6 protein-coding genes are annotated in these 21313 nt (G+C 65.4%); all 6 read left to right on the top strand.

Annotation, left to right across the window (positions count from 1 at the left end):
- Window positions 1-33: 33 nt before the first annotated feature.
- The 6 genes from IBT46_RS16860 to IBT46_RS16835 are packed head-to-tail and all read left to right on the top strand — an operon-like array spanning window position 34 to window position 21296.
- Window positions 34-11676 (top strand): non-ribosomal peptide synthetase, encoded by an 11643-nt coding sequence (locus IBT46_RS16860; protein ID WP_200546608.1) that lies wholly within the window; start codon window positions 34-36, stop codon window positions 11674-11676.
- Window positions 11673-17093: a non-ribosomal peptide synthetase gene (locus tag IBT46_RS16855; RefSeq protein WP_200546607.1), complete on the top strand. Its 5421-nt coding sequence runs from the start codon at window positions 11673-11675 to the stop codon at window positions 17091-17093. The genes IBT46_RS16860 and IBT46_RS16855 overlap by 4 nt, the downstream gene beginning before the upstream one ends.
- The gene (locus IBT46_RS16850) at window positions 17090-18157 is read left to right on the top strand and encodes an NAD-dependent epimerase/dehydratase family protein (protein WP_200546606.1); all 1068 of its coding nucleotides are present in this window, start codon (window positions 17090-17092) and stop codon (window positions 18155-18157) included. The genes IBT46_RS16855 and IBT46_RS16850 overlap by 4 nt, the downstream gene beginning before the upstream one ends.
- Complete coding sequence (locus IBT46_RS16845; protein WP_200546605.1) at window positions 18154-19281, top strand: Gfo/Idh/MocA family oxidoreductase; 1128 nt, start codon at window positions 18154-18156, stop codon at window positions 19279-19281. The genes IBT46_RS16850 and IBT46_RS16845 overlap by 4 nt, the downstream gene beginning before the upstream one ends.
- The gene (locus tag IBT46_RS16840; protein ID WP_200546604.1) at window positions 19274-20035 is read left to right on the top strand and encodes a thioesterase II family protein; all 762 of its coding nucleotides are present in this window, start codon (window positions 19274-19276) and stop codon (window positions 20033-20035) included. Before IBT46_RS16845 ends, IBT46_RS16840 begins: the two co-directional genes overlap by 8 nt.
- Window positions 20025-21296, top strand: a complete 1272-nt coding sequence (locus IBT46_RS16835; RefSeq protein ID WP_200546603.1) for an MFS transporter — start codon at window positions 20025-20027, stop codon at window positions 21294-21296. Before IBT46_RS16840 ends, IBT46_RS16835 begins: the two co-directional genes overlap by 11 nt.
- Window positions 21297-21313: the final 17 nt, after the last annotated feature.

Below are 21313 nucleotides of genomic sequence, written 5' to 3'. Positions count from 1 at the left end.
TATATCCCCCGTGGGGAAATTGAGGGAGGTTGGATGAAGCGATCGTCTATTGCCAGTGGCTGGGTGAGAGAGAAACTGTTGCAGCATGCGCAACATAAGCCGGACAGCATCGCGCTGCGCTATCGTGACAAGCAGAACACCGATGAATGGAGTTATCGTCGGTTAGTGAATACCGCCTTCGCCATGGCGCAGGAGATGGGCGATTCGCTGAACGTGAATCAGCGTGCCATCCTGCTGATGCCGGGCGATGCCAATTTTATTGCCAGCCTCAGCGCCTGCATTCTTAGCGGCGTGGCCGCCATTCCGGTCCATCTGACTAACGCCTTTCGTATTCACCGCAGCGCCGGGGTTATCGGCCATATTGTCGAAGAGAGCGCGCCGGAATACATCTTCACCTACCGCGCGATGGTTGAAGAGATCCAGTCGAAGGGCTGGCATCATCAGCGCAAACTGATCGTCGTTGACGAGCTGCCTGCCAGCCTGGCATCGGGCGATCTGCCGGATAGCGCAGCGCTTGAACAGATCTACCATCCCGGCGGCCCGGTCTACCTGCAATACTCTTCCGGCTCGACCGGAAAACCGAAAGCCGTCTGTAACTACGACGACAATATTCGTGCCCAGCAGCAGCTGCTGTTGGATCTGCACTGCCGCTGCCAGCCGGAGGTGATCACTGCCAACTGGCTGCCGTTCTATCACGATATGGGTATGCTCAGCGGCCTGATGATGCCGCTGCTTTCCGGCGGCTGCTGCAACTTTATGCCGCCGGCGCAGATGGTGGCCGACCCGCATCAGTGGCTGAAGCTGATTGAAGAGTACGGTGCCAACGCCGTCGCCGCGCCGGACTTCGTCTGGGCGCTGTGCAACGAGATGGTCAGCGATGAACAGGTTGCCCGGCTGGATCTGCGCTCGCTGAAGGTGGCCGCCAACGCCGCCGAGCCGATCCGCGCCGATACCATGGCGCGCTTTACCGATCGCTTCGCTCCGGCGGGATTTGAACCGCAGGCGTTCACCCCGGCCTACGGCATGGCGGAGTCCACCCTGGCTATCACCTATAAACCGGCCAACACCGACTATGTGATCCAGCGCTTCAACGGCGCGGCGCTGGCGGCGGGCAGGGCGCAGCCGGATGCACACGGCAGGCCGCTGGTCAGCTCCGGGCGCGTCGATCCCCAGTGGCAGCTGCGTATTGTTGATGCCGACAGCCATCAGGCGCTGCCGGAAGGGCATATCGGCGAAGTCTGGGCCAGCGGCGCATCGAAAGCGTACGGCTACTGGAACAAGCCGCAGCTCAGCGCGGAAACCTTTGAAGCCACCGTTGCCGGTGAGCCGGAAGGGCATCGCTATCTGCGCACCGGCGATCTGGCCTTCCTGTGGCAGGGGGAGCTGTACATCTGCGGACGCCTGAAGGACATCATCATTGTGGCGGGTGAAAACCACATGCCCAACGATCTGGAACAGGCGATCGAAAAGCAGTGCGAAGAGATAAAAACCGGCGGCGTCTGCGCCTGTCAGGATACCGACAGCGGCGAGATCCTGCTGATGCTGGAAGCGCGCCGCCATCAGAGCGACGAGGTTTACACTACGCTTTCCCGCGCCGCCTGCGCGGTGGTGGCGGAACACTTTGGTCTGACGGTGGGGCGCGTTATCGTGCTGTCGCAGGGCAAACTGAAGAAAACCTCCAGCGGTAAGATCCAGCGCCGCCAGATGATGAAAGAGTGGCAGGGCAACGAGCTTAGCCCGTTGTTTGTCTGGCAGAACGATCCGGCGGGCATCTCTGCCCTGGCTTATCACGCTGACAATCCCGAAGGCGGGATGGCAGAGAAGGATCGCCTGTCTGCCGCGCAGCAAGGACTGGCCGAGCGTGCCAATCCAGTAAGCGGATCTACCCGCGTTGATAATGCGGCGGCTGCACGATTAACCTCATCATCGTCATCGTCATCGTCATCGTCAGCATCTGCCGATCGCGACCTTGCGGCGAGTCGTGCTCTGAACGATGAGATCCTGCCGTGGCTGCACGACACGCTATGCCGCCTGCTGTCTGTCAGTGAACTGGACCCGGTACAGGGACTGTTGGACGCCGGGCTGAGCAGCCTGCAGGCGCTGCGCCTGTGCCAGCAGATCAATGAAAAATACCGCTGCCGTCTGCGGGTCACCGATCTGTTTGCCCATCCGACCCTGCTACAGCTGAGCGGCTGGATTGCTAGCCACACCGCCGTGCAACGTACAGACGAACATCCTGTACCGCCGGTGAACGATAACGAGGTGGCGATTGTCGCCATCAGCTGTCGCCTGCCGGGCCAGCAGCACGAGGGATGGCAGGCGTACGCCGACTGGCTCTCCGCCGGGGAATCGGCGGTGCGCCACGAAGCAAACGACCTGCGCCGCTTTGCGCTGCCGGTGGGGGCGCTGGCGGATATCGACGGCTTCGACGCCGCCTTCTTCGCCATCAGCCCGAAAGAGGCGCAGCTGCTTGATCCGCAGCAGCGCATGCTGCTGGAGCTGAGCTGGCACCTGTTTGAACAGGCGGGCTGGCGGCCTGAGAGCCTGAAAGCCTCATCGCTGGGCGTCTGGATCGGCCAGAGCGGCAGCGAGTTCGGCATGCAGCTGATGCAGCAGAACAATCCCGACTTCGCCAAAAGCTGGCTGGCAACCGGCATCAGCGCCAGCGCCAGTTCGGGCCGTCTGGCGAAGTTTTACGGCACGCGTGGCCCGGCGCTGACGTTGGATACCGGCTGTTCCTCGTCGCTGGTGGCGCTGAACTGCGCGGTGCGCAGCCTGCGTGCAGGCCAGTGCAGCGCGGCGGTGGTCGGCGGGGTTAACCTGCTGCTCTCCGCGCAGGTGGAGCAGGCGCTGACCAGCGCCGGAATGCTGTCGCCGAACGGCCGCTGTGCCACCTTTAGCGATAAGGCGGACGGCTACGCGCGCGGCGAAGGCGCGGTGATGATGCTGTTGAAACCCTATGCCCTGGCGTTGCGCGACGGCGATCCGGTGCTGGCGGTGATTGAGAGCAGCGTGGCGGCGCAGGACGGTGAAAGCAGCAGCCTGACCGCCCCGAACCCGCAGGCGCAGGGCGCGATGATGCGCCTGCTGCTGGACGAGGCGGGCTGCACGCCGGACGCGGTATCGCTGCTGGAAACCCACGGTACCGGCACTTCGCTTGGCGATCCGGTCGAACTGAGCGCCGTGGCGGCGGTGTACGGCGACCGCCAGCAGCCGCTGCCGCTGGGGGCCAGTAAAACCCAGCTCGGCCATCTGGAAGCGGCTTCCGGACTTTACTCGGTGTTACGCGCCGTGGCGCAGATCCAGCGCCAGCAGCACTTCGGCCATCCTCATTTTCATCAGGTTAACCCGCAGCTGGCGGAAAGCTGGCCGCGCTATCGCTATCCGCAGCAGACGCAGTCAGCACGCGTGGAGCGGGTGGCGGTCAACGCCTTCAGCTTTACCGGCACCATGGCATCCGCGCTGATTAAGCGTGCGGAAACAGCTTCGCTGCCCGCTTCTCGCGAAGAGGTTAGCGGCCTGCTGCCCGTCAGCGGCCACAGCGAAACCGCACTGCGGCGGACCGCCTCGGCGCTGGCCGATGTCCTGGTGAAGCATCCGGAAAACGCCGCCGCGCTGCTGAATGCCTGGTGTGCCGGGCGCGAACATCATTTCCCGCTGCGCGCGCTGATCCGCTACCGTTCGCTGGATGAGTTAATCAGCCAGCTGAAACAGCCGGAGATCGTCACCACCGAACGCCTGAGCCGCTTCCGCCAGGCTGGCAGCGCCGCTGAATGGCTGAATGGTGGTCGCTTCGACTGGCGGCAGGGCAGAGAGCAGGCGCATCCGGCCGCGCTGGCGCTGCTGCCGCTCTATCCGTTTGACCGCCAGCGCCACTGGCCGCCGGGGCTGCGTTTTACTCCGTCTGAAACGCACAATACAGCCGAGTCGGGCAACGCGACGCGCGAAAGCAGCGCCAGTATTGAGGGACAATCCTCGCCGGACCAGCCAGGCAGCGAGTTCGTGCGCGGCTGGGTGGCAGACACCCTCAGCCTGTCAGCGGCAGATCTGAACGGCGATGACGATCTGCTGACCCTGGGGCTGGACTCCCTGCAAATGCTGGATCTGGTGGATGAGGGGAAAAAGCTCGGCGTTGCCCTGACCCTGGCGCAGCTGTTTGAAAAAACCACCCTCAACGCCTGGCAGCAGTGCTGGCAACAGGCGGAGCGGCAGGCGGAATCTGCCCCGCAGGCTGAAAAGGCGCAGGTACAGTGGGACGGCGGGGCCTTTACCCTGACCCCGGTGCAGCTGGCCTACTGGCGCGGGCGTCAGGGCGATCGCCAGCTGGGCGGTGTGGCCTGCCAGATCTATCTGGAGCTGGACTGCCCGCCGCTAGCCGATGAACGGCTCAGCGCGGCGCTGAACCAGTTGCATCAGCGTCACCACCTGCTGCGGATGCGCATTAACGCCGACGAGCAGGGAGTCATTGAAGCCTGGCGTCCGGCGACCGTTAACAGCTATCACTGGCAGACGCTGGCCGATGACGAGGCCGCAAATCAACGCCGGGCGCTGCGTGAAAAACTGTCCCACCGGGTGGCCGATCTCAGCCGGGAAAGCGGCTTCCATCTGGCGGCCAGCCACCGTAGCGAAGGCAGCCGCCTGCATATCAACATTGATATGGTGATTGCCGACGGCATGAGCGTACAGATCCTGCTGGCCGAGCTGAGCCGCGCCATTCATCAGCCGCAGGCGGCGTGGCCCGCGCTGGAATACAGCTTCCCGCAGTACCTGCTGGAACAGCAGCAGAACGATCTCAGCGCCAGCCGCGACTACTGGCAGCAGCGTCTGATGCAGGGGCTGCCGCAGGCACCGCAGCTGCCTCGGCAAAGCCAGGCCGGGCAGGGCGCACCGCGATTCAGCCACCGGGACTGGCAGCTGGACGCGGAACGCTGGAGCCGCCTGAAAGCGCTGGCGCGCGGGCAGGGCGTGACGCCGTCGATGCTGCTGGCGGGCTGCTACGCGGCCACGCTGCGCGGCTGGTCGGCGGTGCCGGATTTCAGCCTGAACCTCACTATTTTTAACCGCCGTGGCGATCACCCTCAGCTGCCGGAACTGGTGGCTGACTTCACCACGCTGCTGCTGCTGGCCTGCGAAAGCCAGCCTGACGACACCCTGCTGGCCGGTATCCGGCGGCTCAACCAGCGCTTTATGGCCGACTTCGATCGCGCCGACTACAGCGCGGTGGAGGTAATGCGTGATGGCGCACAGCTGCATGGTCGCCAGATGGATATGCCCGTGGTGTTCACCAGCAATCTGGGCCGCGATCTGATCGGCAGCAATACGCTCGGCGAGCTGCACTACTGGATTTCGCAGACGCCGCAGGTGTGGATTGACTGCCAGGTGATGGAGCATCAGGGCGCGCTGCTGCTGTGCTGGGACAGCGTCGATTCGCTGTTCCCGCCGCAGATGGTTGAGCAGATGTTTGGCTTTATGTGCCGACTGATCGACGGCATCGCCAGCGACGAACGGCTGCTGCATGCCCCGGTGGCGCACCATGTTGATAGCGCCACGCTGGCGCAGCGTCGGCTATCGCAGGATCGACACACCGTGCCGCCGTTCAGCCCGCGCCTGCTGCCTGCGCCATTCTGGCACAGCGTGCAGCAGCAGCCGCAGCAGCGAGCGCTGGTGGATGCCGACGGCGATCTCAGCTATCGGCAGCTCGGCAATCAGGCTCGGGAACTGGCCTGGCGACTGCGTGAAGCGCGGGTGCAGCCGGGCGATCGCGTGGCGATCCTGCTGCCGAAAGGCCGCCAGCAGATCGTCGCGGTGCTGGCCTGCCACGCGGTGGGCGGCATTTATGTGCCGCTGGATGTGGCGCAGCCGCCAACCCGTTTACAGCAGATTATCCGCCAGGCGCAGGTGCGGCTGGTGGTGGGCGTGGGTGAAAATATTTTCGACGCCGGTCAAAACCCGGCGGATACGTATGGAACTGCGCCGGTCGCTGGCGAGGCCAATGCATCCGCCTACGAACAGCATGCTGAAAAACCGGTCAATGCGTCTGCCGTGACTGGCCATGCTGATGACGCGTTAATCGCTCCCGCCGCGAATATGCAATACACCTGGCTGGATATCACCCAATGTGATGACACGCTGCTGCCATTGAGCGAAATCGCCTGCGGCGATCCGGCGGATGCCGCCTACATCATCTTTACCTCCGGTTCCACCGGGGTGCCGAAGGGGGTGATGGTCAGCCATCAGGCGGCGGCAAACACCGTGGATGAGATCAACCGCCGCTACGTCGGTGAGGATGCGATGCGGGTCTTCGCGCTGTCGGCGCTGAACTTCGACCTCTCGGTGTACGACATTTTTGGCGCGCTCTCCTGCGGCGGCACGCTGGTTATTCCGGCGGAGGGCGAAGAGAAAGACGCCCCGCGCTGGCTGAATCATCTGCATCAGCAGGAAGTGACCCACTGGAACAGCGTTCCGGCGCTGTTCGATATGCTACTGACTGCCGCAGAACACGATCCGCGCGGGCTGCCGCCGTCGCTTAACCGGGTGATGCTCTCCGGCGACTGGGTGGGGCTGGATCTGCTGCCGCGCCTGCGCGCGCTGGGATCGCAGGCCGGATTTACCGCGCTCGGCGGCGCAACCGAGGCGGCCATCTGGTCTAACGCGCTGGACGTTGAGCAGATCGATCCGCAGTGGCAGGCGATCCCTTACGGCTATCCGCTGGCGCACCAGTTTTATCGCGTGGTGGATCGGCAGGGCCGTGACTGCCCGGACTGGGTCGCCGGTGAGCTGTGGATCGGCGGCGTCGGGCTGGCGATGGCCTACTATGGCGACGAAGCCAAAACCGCCGCCAGCTTCGTTATTCAGGACGGCGAACGTTTCTACCGTACCGGCGATCGCGGGCGCTTTGTTCCCGGCGGCTGCCTGGAATTCCTTGGCCGGGAGGATCGGCAAATCAAGCTGAACGGTTACCGCATCGAGCTGGGCGATATTGAAGCCCAGGCCGAACGTTTCAGCCGGGTGGGCCGCGCGGTGGCGATCTATCTGGACAAACCGCATAAGCACTTACGGCTGTTCGTTGAGGGGGAAGCGCAGCGCGAAACCCGGGCCACGGCGACTCCGGCTGCGCCGCTGCTGAACGCCTTAGCGGTGGAAGAGACCGCTCAGCAGGAAGCCCACGCGGTGCGCCATCTGCTCTGCCAGTTACTGACAACAAAACTGGGTCTGGCGATGAGCGAATGGCATCAGCCGGATGCGCTGCTGGCTAAGGCGCAGATCGCCCCGCGCTATCGGCCGCTGGTGCGCCACTGGCTGAGCTGGCTGGTCGGGCAGGGCTGTCTGATCTCCGGCGAGCAGGGCGTGAAAGCCGGGCAGTGGCCGGGCGAATTTACCGTGCCGCCGCACCCGTACCTGGCGGCAATCGTGCAGTCGCTACAGCAGCGGCTTGAGTGGATCGCAGGGGTGGTACGCGGCGAGCAGAATGCGCTGGCGCTGCTGGACGATCCGGTGCTGTCGCCGGAAACGCTGGTGGCCGGATCGCCGGAAACCCAGGCGGCTATCGATGCCGTGGTGGCGCAGATTGCCGCGCTGGCAGAGCAGCTACAGCGCCCGGTGCGCGTAGCGGAGCTGAACGGCCGCAGCGGTCTGTTCGCCAGCGCGCTGCTGGCGGCGCTGCCGGAGTCGGCGATTGAATACTGCCTGGTTGAGTCGGCCTCGTCGCTGCGCCAGCAGGCTGAGTTTCGCCTGAGCGGCTATCCCCACCGCAGTCTGCTGCTGGCGGCTGCGGACCCTTGCCGCTTCAGCGCCGACGTGGTGCTCAGCAACAACGCGCTGCACCGCTTCAATAACATTGCGACAGGCGTTCAGGCGCTGCGCGGACTGTGCGCCGCCGACAGCCACGCGCTGATACTGGAAACGCTGACCCTCAGCCCGCTGGCGCAGCTGACGGTGCTGCTGCTGCCGCAGGAAGCCGCTTACGCCGATCGCCGCCGTGGCAGCCTGTCGCCGCTGCTTTCCGCCGACGGCTGGCACGAGGCGTTGGCCGAACAGGGAATGACGGTGGCATCGTCCTGCGCGGTGGGCACAGGCGCGCTGCTGCTGCAAAGCCTTGCGGGCCGGTCGCGCGCGATGCCGGACGCCGCCGCCCTGCGTAGCTGGCTGCAGCAGCAGCTGCCAGCGTACATGCTGCCGCAGCAGATCCATCTGCTGGAGGCGATGCCGCTCAGCGCCAACGGCAAAGTGGACCGCCGTGAACTGGCGGTGCGGGCCGCCGCTGATGCGCAGGCGACGGGCAGTACGGTCAGCGCCGCGCTGCACGGCGAGCGCGAGCATCAGGTCGCTGCGGTGTGGCAGCAGGTGCTCGGCGTGATGCCGGACGCCGCCAGCAACTTTTTCCAGCTGGGCGGCGACAGCCTGCACGCCACGCGGATTGTGGCGCAGCTCGGCGATTTCGGCATCGGCGGTGCCACCCTCGGCCAGCTGTTCGCCAGCCCGGTGCTGCGAGATTTTGTCGGCCAACTGCCCGAACAGCAGGCCAGCGTGCAGATTGCTGCCCTGGCCCACGATGCTGAACAGCGCTACCAGCCGTTTGCCGCCACCGACGTGCAGCACGCCTACCTGACCGGGCGGCAGTCCGGCTTCGATCTCGGCGGCGTTGCCACTCATTACTATTCGGAATATCAGGGCGACGCGTTTGACGCCGCCCGGCTGGAGCAGGCGCTCAGCCAACTGGTGGCACGTCATGATGCCCTCCGTCTGATTTTCGACGAACAGGGAATGCAGCGCGTGCTGCCCGAGCAGCCCGGTGCCGCGCTGACCGTGCTGCGCTGCCCGGCCGCCGAATGGCCGTCCTTTACCGAACAAACGCGTGAAAATCTCTCTCACCGCGTGCTGGCACCGGGTGAATGGCCGCTGTTCCACGCCACGCTGATTGAAAGTGACGACGGGCAAAACCGCTTCTGCCTGGGGCTGGATAACCTCGTGCTGGACGGGCTGAGCATGCAGATGTTTATTGCCGAGCTTGCCGCACTGTATGCCGATCCGCAGGCCGCGCTGCCGGCGGTGGATATCGGTTTCCGCGACTACGTGACCGCCGTTCACGGCAGGCAGCGGCCGGAATCGGAACAGTACTGGCTGGATCGGCTGGAAAACCTGCCGGATGCCCCGGCGCTGCCGCTGGCCTGCGATCCGCGCACCCTCGGTACGCCGCGCTTCCGTCGCCGCAACGGCTGGCTCTCTGCTGAACGCTGGCAGCAGCTGACTGCGAAAGCGCGTCGCCATCAGATCACCCCGTCGTGCCTGCTGCTGACCTGCTATGCCCAGGTGCTGGCTCGCTGGTCGGCGTCACCGTCGCTGAGCATCAACGTCACGCTGTTTGACCGCCAGCCGGTCCATCCGGCGATCAATCACGTGATGGGCGATTTCACCTCGCTGCTGCTGCTGGCCTGCCACCACCAGGCCGGTGAGAGCTGGCAGCATCGCGCCCGCCAGCTCCAGCAGCAGCTGGGCGACGATCTGGCGCATATGGATGTCTCGGCGGTGTGGGTGATGCGCGAACTGAGCCGCCTGCGCGGCAGCGCGCAGACCATGATGCCGGTGGTGTTTACCAGCGCGCTGGGTGCGCAGAACGCCGACTATCCGCAGGCTGACTTCCCGCCGTCGATCTGGGGCGTCTCGCAGACCCCGCAGGTGTGGATTGACCATCAGGTCTTTGAACGCGGCGGCGAGCTGCACTTCAACTGGGACGTGGTGGAGGGGCTGTTCCCGGCAGGCATGGTGGATGAGATGTTTGCCGCCTACGGCGATCTGCTGCGCCAGCTCAGCGAGAGCGAGAGCTGGGACGGTGTGATTCAGCCCGAACTGCCCGCGCCCCAGCGGGCCGCACGGCATCAGGCTAACGGCGTCACGCTTCCGCAAGACCCCCGTTCACTGCACGGTCGGGTGGCCGATGCCATGCGTGAGCATGCCGACCGCACCGCGCTGATCGACGGCGAGCGCCAGCTGAGCTTCCGACAGCTGGAGCTGAAGGTGCAGCGGCTGGCGCTGGCGTTGCTGGAGCAAGGCGCACAGGCCGGGGAGCATATTGGCGTGGCGCTGCCGCGCGGCAGCGAGCAGGTGATTGCGGTGCTGGCCGTGCAGTGGATCGGCGCGGCCTACGTGCCGATGGCCGTCTCGTGGCCGCTGCACCGCCGCCAGCAGATCGTCAACCAGGCGGCGATCCGGCGAGTCATCAGCGGTCATGATGTTGAGTGGCCGTCGGACATTGCGCAGATTGCCGCCGATGCCCGCCCGCTGGGTTCGCGGCTGCCTGCCGCCGCGCAGGTGGAAGCGGATGCGCTGGCCTACATCATCTTTACCTCCGGCAGTACCGGAACCCCGAAAGGCGTGGCCGTTACCCACGCGGCGGCAGTGAACACCCTGGTGGCGATCAATCAGCTGTACGGCGTAACGGAACGGGATCGCGGGCTGGCGCTGTCGGCGCTGCATTTCGACCTGTCGGTGTGGGATATCTTCGGCCTGCTCTCGGCGGGCGGCACCCTGGTCACGGTGTCCGGGCAGGATGAAAAAGACGCCTGGCGCTGGCTGGCGCTGGGGCAGGAACACCGCATCAGCCTGTGGAACAGCGTTCCGGCCCTGCTGGAAATGGTGCTGCCGCTGTGCGAGATGCAGGATGCGCCCGCCGGGCTGGCGGATCTGCGGCTGGTGATGCTCTCCGGCGACTGGGTGTCGCCAACGCTGGCGCAGCGGCTGCAAGGGATTGCCCCGCAGGCACAGGCCATCGCGCTGGGCGGCGCCACCGAGGCATCGGTCTGGTCGAATCACTGGCCGATGGCGCAGCGCGTTGACGGCTGCCCGTCCGTTCCCTACGGCGTGCCGCTGCCGAATCAGGCGTTCCGCGTGGTTAACGATCTGGGCGACGACTGCCCGGACTGGGTACCGGGCGAACTGTGGATCGGCGGGTGCGGCGTGGCGGCGGGCTACTTTGGTGATGAGCAGCGAACCGCCTGCCAGTTTGTCACCCTGAACGGCCAGCGCTGGTATCGCACCGGGGATATCGGCCGCTGGCTGCCCGGCGCGGTGCTGGAGTTCCTCGGCCGCCGCGACAATCAGGTGAAAGTCTCCGGCTACCGGCTGGAGCTGGATGAGATCCGCCTGGCTATCGCCAGCGCACCGGCGGTGAACGATGCGCTGGTATGGGTAGCCGAACAGGGCGGTCGCCCGGCGCTGGCGGCGGTGGTGCAGTCCGCGCAGCAGCCGGACTGGCGCGCGCTGGCGCAGCATCTTGCCAGCCTGCTGCCGGCTTATGCCATCCCCTCCCTGTGGGGCTACTGCGAAAGCTGGCCGCTGACCGACAACGGCAAGCGCGACCGGCGTGCCATTGAAGCGCTGGCCCAGGGCGTGGCGCGACAGGCGACGGATCGCCCGCTCAGCGACGCGGAACGGCAGTTGATTGCACTGCTGGCCCCGCTGCTGGAGCGCGACGACATCGATATTTACGACAACTTTTTCGCCATCGGCGGCGACTCCTTTATTGCCACGCGGCTGGCCGCCGCTCTGCGCCGTGAACACGGAACAGAGCTGCCGCTGTGGCAAATCTTCCAGTTACAAACGCTCGACCGCATCGCGGAGGCCGTGGCTTCCGCCTGCGAGCAGGCGTCGGATACCCATTTTGAGGAAGGAACGTTATGACCAGCCATTCACCATCGGCGCAGCAGGCGCTTTCCCTGCTGCTTTCCCTTGAAAAACAGCAGGCGCAGTTCTGGTTAGATGCGGGCGCGCTGAAGTTTCGCGCCCCGCAGGGGGTGATTGGTCCGCAGCAGATTGAGCAGCTTAAGGCGCTGAAACCGCAGATTATCGCACTGCTTGAGCAGTGGAGCCGCGAAGATGCCTTTATCGCCGAACCGCAGGACCAGCACCTGCCGTTTGCGCTCAGCGACGTGCAGTCCGCCTACTACATTGGTCGCCAGCAGGCGTTTAACTTTGGCGGCATCGGCTGCCACGGCTATTTTGAAATTGAAGCCTCGCGCTGGGATGCCCCGCGGCTGGAGGCGGCCTGGAACCGGCTGGTGGCCCGCCATGCGATGCTGCGTGCCGTCGTCAACCCGCAGGGCGAACAGCAAATCCTGCCGTCGGTGCCGCACTTTAACATCGCCAGCCGCAATGCGTCGCCGCAGGCGCTGCGCGAAGAGATGTCCCACCGGGTTTATGCCACCGACCGCTGGCCGCTGTTCGATTTACAGTTCAGCCACACCGACGCCGGTGACTGCCTGCACTTCAGTATCGATCTGCTGATTGCCGACGCGCTGAGTATTCAGATCCTGCTGGCCGAGCTGTGGCGGGAATATCGCGGGGAGTCCGCCGGTGATGAACTCACCGTGAGCTTCCGCGATGTGATCCAGTACCAGCAGCGTCAGCAGCGTCATCGCCGCTATGCCGAAGCGCGGGATTTCTGGCTGGAACGGCTGGAAAGCCTGCCGGAATGCCCGCAGCTGCCGCTGCTGCCGGAGGCCGCCAACGAGGGAACGCCGTCGTTCTTCCGCCTCAGCCAGCAGTGGGACGCCAGCCAGTGGCAGCGCCTGCGGTCACGCTGCCAGCAGCAGGGCGTTTCGCCCTCCGCGCTGCTGCTGACCCTGTATGCCGAAACCATGGCGCGCTGGTCCGCCAGCCGTCATTTCTGCCTCAACCTGACGGTGATGGATCGCCCGGACGTGCACCCGCAGGTGGCCGCGCTGATCGGTGACTTTACCTCGGTCAGCCTGCTGGAGGCGGATCTGCGCGCTACCTGCACGCTCGGCGAGCGGGTAAACCAGCTGCAAACCCGCCTGTGGCAGGACCTGGAGCATAACGCCTTTTCCGGCGTGTCGACCATCCGTGAACTGGCACGCCAGCGCGGCAGCCAGCGTGCCCGTATGCCGGTGGTGTTTACCAGTGCGCTGGTCAGCGATGAGCACGCGCCGGATACCGCCAGTGCGCTGCCGGACGATGCGCACTTTACCTGGGGCATCAGCCAGACGCCGCAGGTGTGGATCGACTGCCAGGTGATGCTGTTCCAGGGCGGGCTGCTGATTAACTGGGATGTGATCGACGGTGTGTTCCCTGAAGGCACCGTGGCGGCAATGTTTGATGCCTTTAGCAGCCAGATCGCTCGGGTGCTGGAGGACGATCGCTGCTGGCAGCAGCCGGTCCAGCTGGCGCTGCCCGGCGCGCAGCAGCAGACGCGCGCACGCGCTAACCACACCGCCCGCGATATCCCCAGCGGATTACTGCACGACGATCTGCTGCAGCAGGCGGCACAGCGGCCGCAGGCGGTGGCGCTGATTGATGACGACGGTGAAGTAACCTATGGCGAACTGCTGCACCAGGCGCAGACTCTGGCCGCTGCGCTGGCCGGTGCGGGCCGCTATGCGCTGGTGCTGAACGTGCGTCGCCAGCAGATTATCGCCGCGCTGGCGGTGCTGCTGGCGGGCGGCACCTATATCCCGGTCGACGCCGGGCAGCCGGAGCAGCGCATCGCCCAGATCGTCGCCGACGCCGGAGTGAAGGCGGTGCTGGTCGCCGGGCACCTTGAGCAGCAGGCGTGGCAGCAGCAGGGCGTGGCGGCGGTGGATGTGCTGCACCCCGTGGCGTTGGAACCGCAGACCGTAGCGTCGCAGATCGATCCGCAGGATGCCGCCTACATTATCTATACCTCCGGCAGTACCGGGCAGCCAAAAGGCGTGGTCATCAGCCACGATGCGGCGCGCAATACGCTGCACGATCTGCAACAGCGGCTGGCATTAACCGCCGACGACCGCCTGCTGGCGCTCTCCCGGATCAGTTTTGACCTGTCGGTGTTCGATATCTTTGGCGTGCTCGGTGCCGGTGGCGCGCTGGTGCTGCCCGCCGAGGCCGACCAGCGCAACCCGGCGCAGTGGGCGCGGCTGATCCGTGAACATCGGGTGACGCTGTGGAACTCGGTTCCGGCGCTGATGAATATGATGACCGGCTATCTGGCGACCGAAAACGCCACGCTGGACTCGCTGCGGTCGGTGATGATGTCCGGCGACTGGATACCGGTGGGGCTGCCCGCGGCCATCGCCCGCTGCGCGCCGCAGGCCCGCCAGTTGAGCCTTGGCGGCGCGACCGAGGCAGCAATCTGGTCTAACAGCTGGCCGATCGACCCGAAACATCACTATCAGCAAAGCATTCCGTACGGCCTGCCGCTGGCTAATCAGCAGTTCCGCGTGGTCAACGCGGTGGGCGAAGACTGCCCGGACTGGGTGCCGGGCGAGCTGTGGATCGGCGGGCGCGGCGTGGCCCTGGCCTACTGGGGCGACGCGGAGAAAACCACCAATCGCTTTATCACCGACGAGCGCGGCGTGCGCTGGTATCGCACCGGCGATCGCGGCTGCTACAACGCCGACGGCGTGCTGATCTTCCTCGGCCGACTGGATCAGCAGGTGAAAATTCGCGGGCATCGCGTGGAGCCGGGCGAGATCGAAGCGGCGCTGTCGCGGCTGCCGCAGGTGGCGCAGGCGTCGGTGGTGGTGCGCGGTGGTGCGATGCAGAAAGAGCTGCACGCTTACGTGGAACCGGCGATGCTGGCGGCGGCCGGTCCGCAGGAAAATGCCCAGTGGCAGGCGGTAGTGCCGTCGCTTCAGCAGGCGGCGAGCAGCGTGACCGCTTCACTGGATCGCGGGCAGATTGCCGAACTGACCGACGCGCTGGACCGCGTGGCGCTGATGCATATGGTGAAGGCGCTGTGTGACAGCCGGGCGCTGAACGTCGGCCAGCCGGTAACGCTTGATGAGATGATGCAGAGCGGCGGCGTGGCGGAAGAAAACCGCCAGCTGGTGCGCCGCTGGCTGCGCGCGCTGGTGCAACACGACATGCTGGTGCAGGACGGCGACCGCTATCGTCTGCAACAGTCGGTTGATACCGCCGTGATCGCCCGCCTGTGGCAGCGCGGTGAGCAGCTGATTGCCGGGCTGGACGACAACGGCGGCCTGCTGACCTATCTGGAGCGCAGCAGCCGCTGCCTGCCGGAGCTGCTGCGCGGCGAAGAAGATCCGCTGAATCTGCTGTTCCCGGACGGCAAGCTCGATGTGGCGACCCACGCCTATCAGAACAACCTGATCAGCCGACTGATGAACCATCTGCTGCTGCACGCGGCGGAAGAAAAGGTCCGCACGATGGCCGAACGCCGTCGGGTGCGGGTGCTGGAGATCGGCGCAGGGGTTGGCGGCACCAGTAACGTGCTGATCCCGCTGCTGGCGGGTTATGACGTGGAGTACACCTTTACCGACGTTTCGCCGTTCTTCCTTAACGAGGCGCGCCAGCGCTATCAGCAGCACGACTTCGTCCGCTATCAGCTCTACGACTTCAACCGCCCACCGCTGGAACAGGGGCTGGACTGCGGTCAGTTCGACATGATCGTCTCCAATAACGTGCTGCATAACGCGGTAGTGGCGCGCGACGGGCTGGCTAATCTGCGCCAGCTGCTGGCCCCCGGCGGCTGGCTGCTGATTATCGAAGCCACCCGGGACAACTACCAGCTGATGACCTCGATGGAGTTCAAACACGGCCTGACCGGCTTTGCCGACGAGCGTCTGGAGTTTGACTCGCCGTTTATGCCGCAGGATCGCTGGCTGGCGGCGCTGGATGACGTCGGGGCGGAATCCCTGTGGGCGTGGCCGCCGGAGCAAGATGCGGTATCGCGCCTCGGCCAGAGCTTTATGCTGGCGCAGTTCAACTCCCGCCGCCAGCGTTGTGAACCGCAGGCGCTGCTGGCCGCCCTGAAAGCGCAGCTGCCCGCCGCGATGATCCCGGCCAGACTGGCGGTGCTGGAAGCGCTGCCGGTAACGGTGAACGGCAAGATCGACCGTCGCCAGCTGCCGGAGCTGCCTGCCGCCGCCGAAAATACGGCGCAGTCAGCCTGCGAGGCGGGCAGCGACGCGCTGGAAACCCAGCTGCTGAGCCTGTGCCGCGAACTGTTGAATAACGCCGCCATCGGACCGGAGGATGACTTCTTCGCCAGCGGCGGCGACTCGCTGCTGATCACCCAGTGGGTCAGCCGCATCCGCGAAGCGCTCGGTGCCGACCGTGTGCCGTGGGAGGGCAGCCTGCGCCAGGTGCTGCAACAGCCGACGGTGCGCGCGCTGGCGGACTACCTGCGCGAGCAGGGCGCGGCAAAGGAAGAGAGCGGCGACGGCTACGCGAAGGTCGCCTGCCTGAAGCCGGGCGACGGCGAAGCGGTGTTTATTTTGCATGAAGGCAGCGGCACGGTGCTGCCGTGCCTGTCGCTGGTAGAGGCGCTAAGCGGACCGGTATACGCCATCAGCGTTGCCAATACCGAGGCCTTCCTCGACCTGCCCGCCGAGGGGCTGATCGCGCGGCTGGCCAGCGACTATCTGGCGGAGATCCGCGCCGTCGCGCCGGACGCTCACCTGTTCGGCTACTGCAAAGGCGGCCTGCTGGCGTATGAAATCGCCCGTCAGGCGATGGAAAACCAGACCCCGCTGGCGTCGGTCACGGTAGCCAGCAGCTACCGCATTCCTTATGTGATTGACGATCCGCTGATGATCGATATGGCTATCGTCTGGGCGCTGGGCATTGATGCACCGTGGCCGCTGGACAGACTGGAGCTGGAGGAGGTCTATCAGCAGATCCTGCACCGCAACCCGGCGTCCATCACTCCGCAGTGCGTGGCGCGCGTCGCCCGTGAACAGGGCAAAACCGCTTTCGCCAGCGCCTATGAAGAAGTACAGCAGCGCACGCCGGAGCAGCGTCTGAACGAGCTGACCGCCGCCATCGTCGGCAATTCCGGCGGCCAGCCCGCCCTGGCGGAAGCCGAGTGGCAGCGCATGTGCGCGGTGTTCCGCCACAGCATTCGCGGCATCTGCTGCTACAAGCCGGGCTTTTTTGCCGGGGAGATGACCTTCGCCTGCCAGCAGGGCGATACCTATCTGTTGCCTGCGCTCCAGCGCGATATGAAGTCGTTCTGGGAAGGGGTGTGCATCGATGAAGTGCGCTATGTCTATTTGCAGGGCGACCACTTCAGCTGCATGAGCGCGGAAAACGTCGCGCCGCTGGCGCAGCATCTGGAACAGCAGCGGAGGGCAGGATGAAACACATTATTGTCACCGGCGGCCGGGGGGAAGTAGGCCGCGCGGCGGTAGCGCTGCTGCGGTCGCTCGATTACCGGGTAACGGTGGTCGGGCGCAGCCCCGGCGGGCTGGAAGCGGACTACCGGCAGTGCGATATCTTCGATGCGCAGGCGCTGGCGGACGTCTGTCGCGGGGCCGATCTGGTGCTCAACGCTGCCGGTCCGTCTTCGCTGATTGGCGTGCGGGTGGCGCAGGCGGCGCTGCTGGCGGGGGCGGACTACGTTGATGTGGCGGGCGATCCGCCGCTGTGGCGTGAAATCGCTCAGGACGGCAGGCTGCAACACGCGCTGGCCCAACGCGCCTGCGTGCTGGGAGCCGGGTTAACCCCCGGCCTGGCGGCGATGCTGCCGCGCTATGCGCTGGCGCGGCTGGCGCACGTTTCCCATATCACCCTTTACGGCGGCGGCATCGAGCGCTTTACCGCCGTTTCCGCTGCGGATTTCATTGCCAGCCTCAATCCTTATCAGGAGCAGGGCCGGGCAGGCACGGTGATTGCCAACGGGGAAATGCAGCGGGCTTCGGTGCAGCAGCGGGTGAGGATTCCCACCGCCGCCCGGCCGTTTGACGCGCTGCCGTTCCTCAGCTTCGAGCTGGAGCAGCTGGCCGGCGAGTTCGGGCTGGGCAATCTGGCCGCCTACAGCCTGGTGGCCGATGCGCAGATGCTGCTGGCCTGCCAGCAGCAGGATGAGGCGCAGGCGGAACTGGTGCGGCTGAGCACCGAACTGACCGCTGCCGAAGGCGAACAGCAGCACTTCTGGCTCCAGGCGCGGGGCACCCAGGCCGGGCAGCCGGTCAACCTGGAGCTGCGGCTGCGCTTCGCCAACAGCTACCGCCTGACCGGCAGCGTGGCGGCGCTGGCGGCGGATGCGCTGCTGCGCCAGCCAGCGGGCGGTCTGAAGTGGCTGCCGCAGGTACTGACGGCGGAACCGCTGCTCAATGCGCTGCACGCGCGTGGCCTGCTGGCGCAGTTCACTTCCAGCGTGCTGCCTGCCGAACAGCCACAGTTTACCGAGGGGGAGCTATGAGCCGTCCGTTACGCGTGGTGGTCTGCGGTACGCTGTTTGGCCAGGTCTATCTTTCCGCGTTTAATCAGCCGTTCGCCGGGTTTGAGCTGGCGGGCATTGTGGCGCGCGGCAGCCAGCGATCCCGCGATCTGGCGGAAAAGTACGGCGTGCCGCTCTATCAGCAGGTGGACGATCTGCCGGGGGATATTGATATCGCCTGCGTGGTGATCCGCTCGGCCATCGTCGGCGGGGCGGGCAGCGAAATCGCCCGGGCGCTGTTGCAGCGCGGCATCTCGGTATTGCAGGAGCATCCGGTTTATCAGAGCGACGTGGCGCAGTGCCTGAAGCTGGCCCGTAAACACGGCTGCACCTATCACGTGAACACCCACTATCCGCACAGTCCGGCGGTGCGGCGCTTCATCCGCGTGGTGCAGCACGCGCTGGCGGAGCAAAAGGCGCTGTTTATCGATGCCACCTGCGGCGTGCAGGTGATCTGTAGCCTGCTGGATATTCTGGGCCGCGCCTTTGGCCGCTTCGCCCCCTGCGCCTTTGAAGCGCCGGACGGCTGGAGCCAGGCGCTGCGATCGCAGATGCAGGGCACGCCGCCGTTCAGCCCGCTGCGTGGGGTGATTGCCGGGGTACCGATCGCGCTGAATCTGCAAAATCAGCTCGACCCCGCCGATCCCGATAATCACTTCCACATTATGCACCGCATCTGCGTGGGCCTGCCGGGCGGCAACCTGCTGCTGGCCAATACCCACGGCCCGGTGCTGTGGCATGCGCAGATGCATATCCCGCGCGAACGCACCGAAACCGGCTGCCGTGAACCGCTGCCGCCGGAGCATGCGCCGCACTATTACCGCACGCCGCTGTACGCGCTGGCCGAGGATAACCGTGACGATCTGGACGGCGTGCTGGCGGAACAGTGGCCGTCGGCGGTGCGCCATGCGCTGCGGGAATTTGCCGCGCGGATGGCCGATCCTCAGCCGCAGCATGCCCAGCAGCTGCTGGCGCTGACCGCCGCCTGGAAGGATCTGATGAGCCAGGTCGGCAATCCGCAGAGCGTGACCTTCGACGCGCCGCCGCCGCTGCCTGCCGCCGCGTGGGCCGCGTTTAATCAGGGCGAGGAGCAAGACGATGACTGAACAACCTTTACGCCTGCTGCGTGCGGGCACCTCCCGGCAGCTGGTCTGCTTCCATCACGCCGGGGGCATGGCCGAGTACTTTCTGCCGTGGCGCGACGGCGTGGCGCAGGAAAGCGCGCTTTACGCCACCCAGCTGCCGGGCCACGGCGCGCGGATGAACGAAACGCCGCTGACCTGCCTGCATCAGATGGCCGATCGGCTGGCCGCCGCCTGCCACTTTCTGCCGCGCCGTCCGACCTTTTTCTTCGGACACAGCATGGGGGCGGCGCTGGCGTTTGAAGTGGCGCTGCGCCTGCAAAAACAGGGCAGACCGGTGGACGGGCTGGCGGTGTCCGGCCGCCTGCCCCCGCACCGCAACAGCGGCAGCGACTACTACCGCCAGAGCGACAGCCGCCTGATGGATAAAGTCACCCGGCTTTCCGGTGATGAGATGCCGTCGGGGCAGGCCAGCGAGCTGCTGACGCTATTGATGCCGGTATTTCGCGCCGATTTCCAGGCGATTGAAACCTACCAGCGCCGCTGCACGGAAAAACTCAGCTGCCCGGTCTTTGCCGCCGTCGGCGAGCGCGACAGCGAAGTGTCGGTGGAGGAGATGTCGCAGTGGGAAAGGGTGACCGGACATCGCTTCAACCTGAAGGTGTTTAGCGGCGGTCATTTCTATCTTCAGCATCAGCGCAGTGCGCTGCTGGAATTTTTAAACCGCGAGTGCGGCCGTGCATCCGGTGCCTCAGTGAAGGAATATCATGAAATATAATGCGAATATCGTCAGCCTGTTCGGCCTTTACTGCGCGCAGGGCACGCCGCTGGGCTTTGCCCTGTTTGCCCTGCCGGGAATACTGCGCGAGCAGGGGGCGGATCTGCGCTTTATCGGCCTGGTTGGCCTGAGTATGCTGCCGTGGGCGTTTAAGTTTATCTGGGCTTCGTGGCTGGAGAACCGCCGCCCGTGGGGCTTCCGCGCGCTGCCCGCCGGGCTGGCGTGGATACAGCTGTTAAAACTCTTGTCGCTGGCGGCGATCGCGGCGCTGTTCTGGTTCGATCCCGCCGGGCATATTATCGGCCTGGTGGTGATGGTCACGGCGGTGAACCTGTTCTACGCCACTCAGGATGTGGCGGTGGATGCGCTGGCGGTGCGCACCTTCGCCGGTAGCCGCCACGTTAACGTCAACGTCGGCCAGGTGGCGGGCTTCAGCCTCGGTATGCTGGTGGGCGGAGTGGTCAGCCTGTATGTCTTTTACCGCACCGGCTGGCAGGGCACGGTGCTGCTGTGCCTGCTGATCCAGGTGGTCTGCCATCTGCCGTTCCAGCTTCATCTGCGCCACTTTGCCCGCCAGCCCGCTGAAGTGGCACCGCTGGGCGAGAAGGGCGCTGCACTGCGCTATATCTTCCGCCGCAAACACTGGAAGCCGGTGATCCTCACCGCGCTGCTGTTTAAATCCGCCAGCACCCTGGGTGCCAGCCTGGTGTCGCCGCTGCTGGTGGATATGGGCGTCAGCCTCGACCAGATCGCGCTGATCTCCGGCAGCGTGCTGATCGTCAGCTATATCGCCGGGGCCGTGGCATCCGGCGTGCTGCACCGCTGGCTGAGCAGCGCGCGGCTGACGCTGATCGGCCTGTCGGGCAGCCTGCTGTGCTGGCTGGGGATGGCGCTGTCTTTAAGTGCGGATCGCGCCTCCACCCAGTGGGTCTTCACCTTCTTCGTGCTGGAAGGCTTCTTCTTTAACTTGTGCTGCGTGGCGCTGTTCGCCTGGTTTATGTGCTGGAGCGAAGGGGAAAAAGACGGTTCGGTGGTGCAGCCGGGCACCGACTTTACCCTGCTTCAGTGCTGCGAAGTGCTCGGCAGCAGCACGGCGATGGTGATTGGCGGCACGCTGGCGCACTACCTCGGCTTTGCCAACACCTTCTATATGGCTGCCCTGTTCGGCGCGGTGATTGCGCTGGTGATTATGCGCTGCTTCCGCCGCGTGCCGGACCGTTCACCCGATGAACCGCAGCCGCTGAATGAGGTGGCGCAATGAGCGAGCCGCAAAACGGC

The organism is Erwinia sp. S38 (assembly GCF_016624545.1).
Lineage (GTDB): Bacteria > Pseudomonadota > Gammaproteobacteria > Enterobacterales > Enterobacteriaceae > Erwinia > Erwinia coffeiphila.
This window is presented reverse-complemented; position numbering and strand designations above follow the sequence as displayed.

What these genes read in the sequence shown, in the direction of transcription:
- IBT46_RS16860 (WP_200546608.1), top strand. Translation starts at nt 34, where the DNA reads ATGAAGCGATCGTCTATTGCCAGTGGCTGGGTGAGAGAGAAACTGTTG.
- IBT46_RS16855 (WP_200546607.1), top strand. Translation starts at nt 11,673, where the DNA reads ATGACCAGCCATTCACCATCGGCGCAGCAGGCGCTTTCCCTGCTGCTT.
- IBT46_RS16850 (WP_200546606.1), top strand. Translation starts at nt 17,090, where the DNA reads ATGAAACACATTATTGTCACCGGCGGCCGGGGGGAAGTAGGCCGCGCG.
- IBT46_RS16845 (WP_200546605.1), top strand. Translation starts at nt 18,154, where the DNA reads ATGAGCCGTCCGTTACGCGTGGTGGTCTGCGGTACGCTGTTTGGCCAG.
- IBT46_RS16840 (WP_200546604.1), top strand. Translation starts at nt 19,274, where the DNA reads ATGACTGAACAACCTTTACGCCTGCTGCGTGCGGGCACCTCCCGGCAG.
- IBT46_RS16835 (WP_200546603.1), top strand. Translation starts at nt 20,025, where the DNA reads ATGAAATATAATGCGAATATCGTCAGCCTGTTCGGCCTTTACTGCGCG.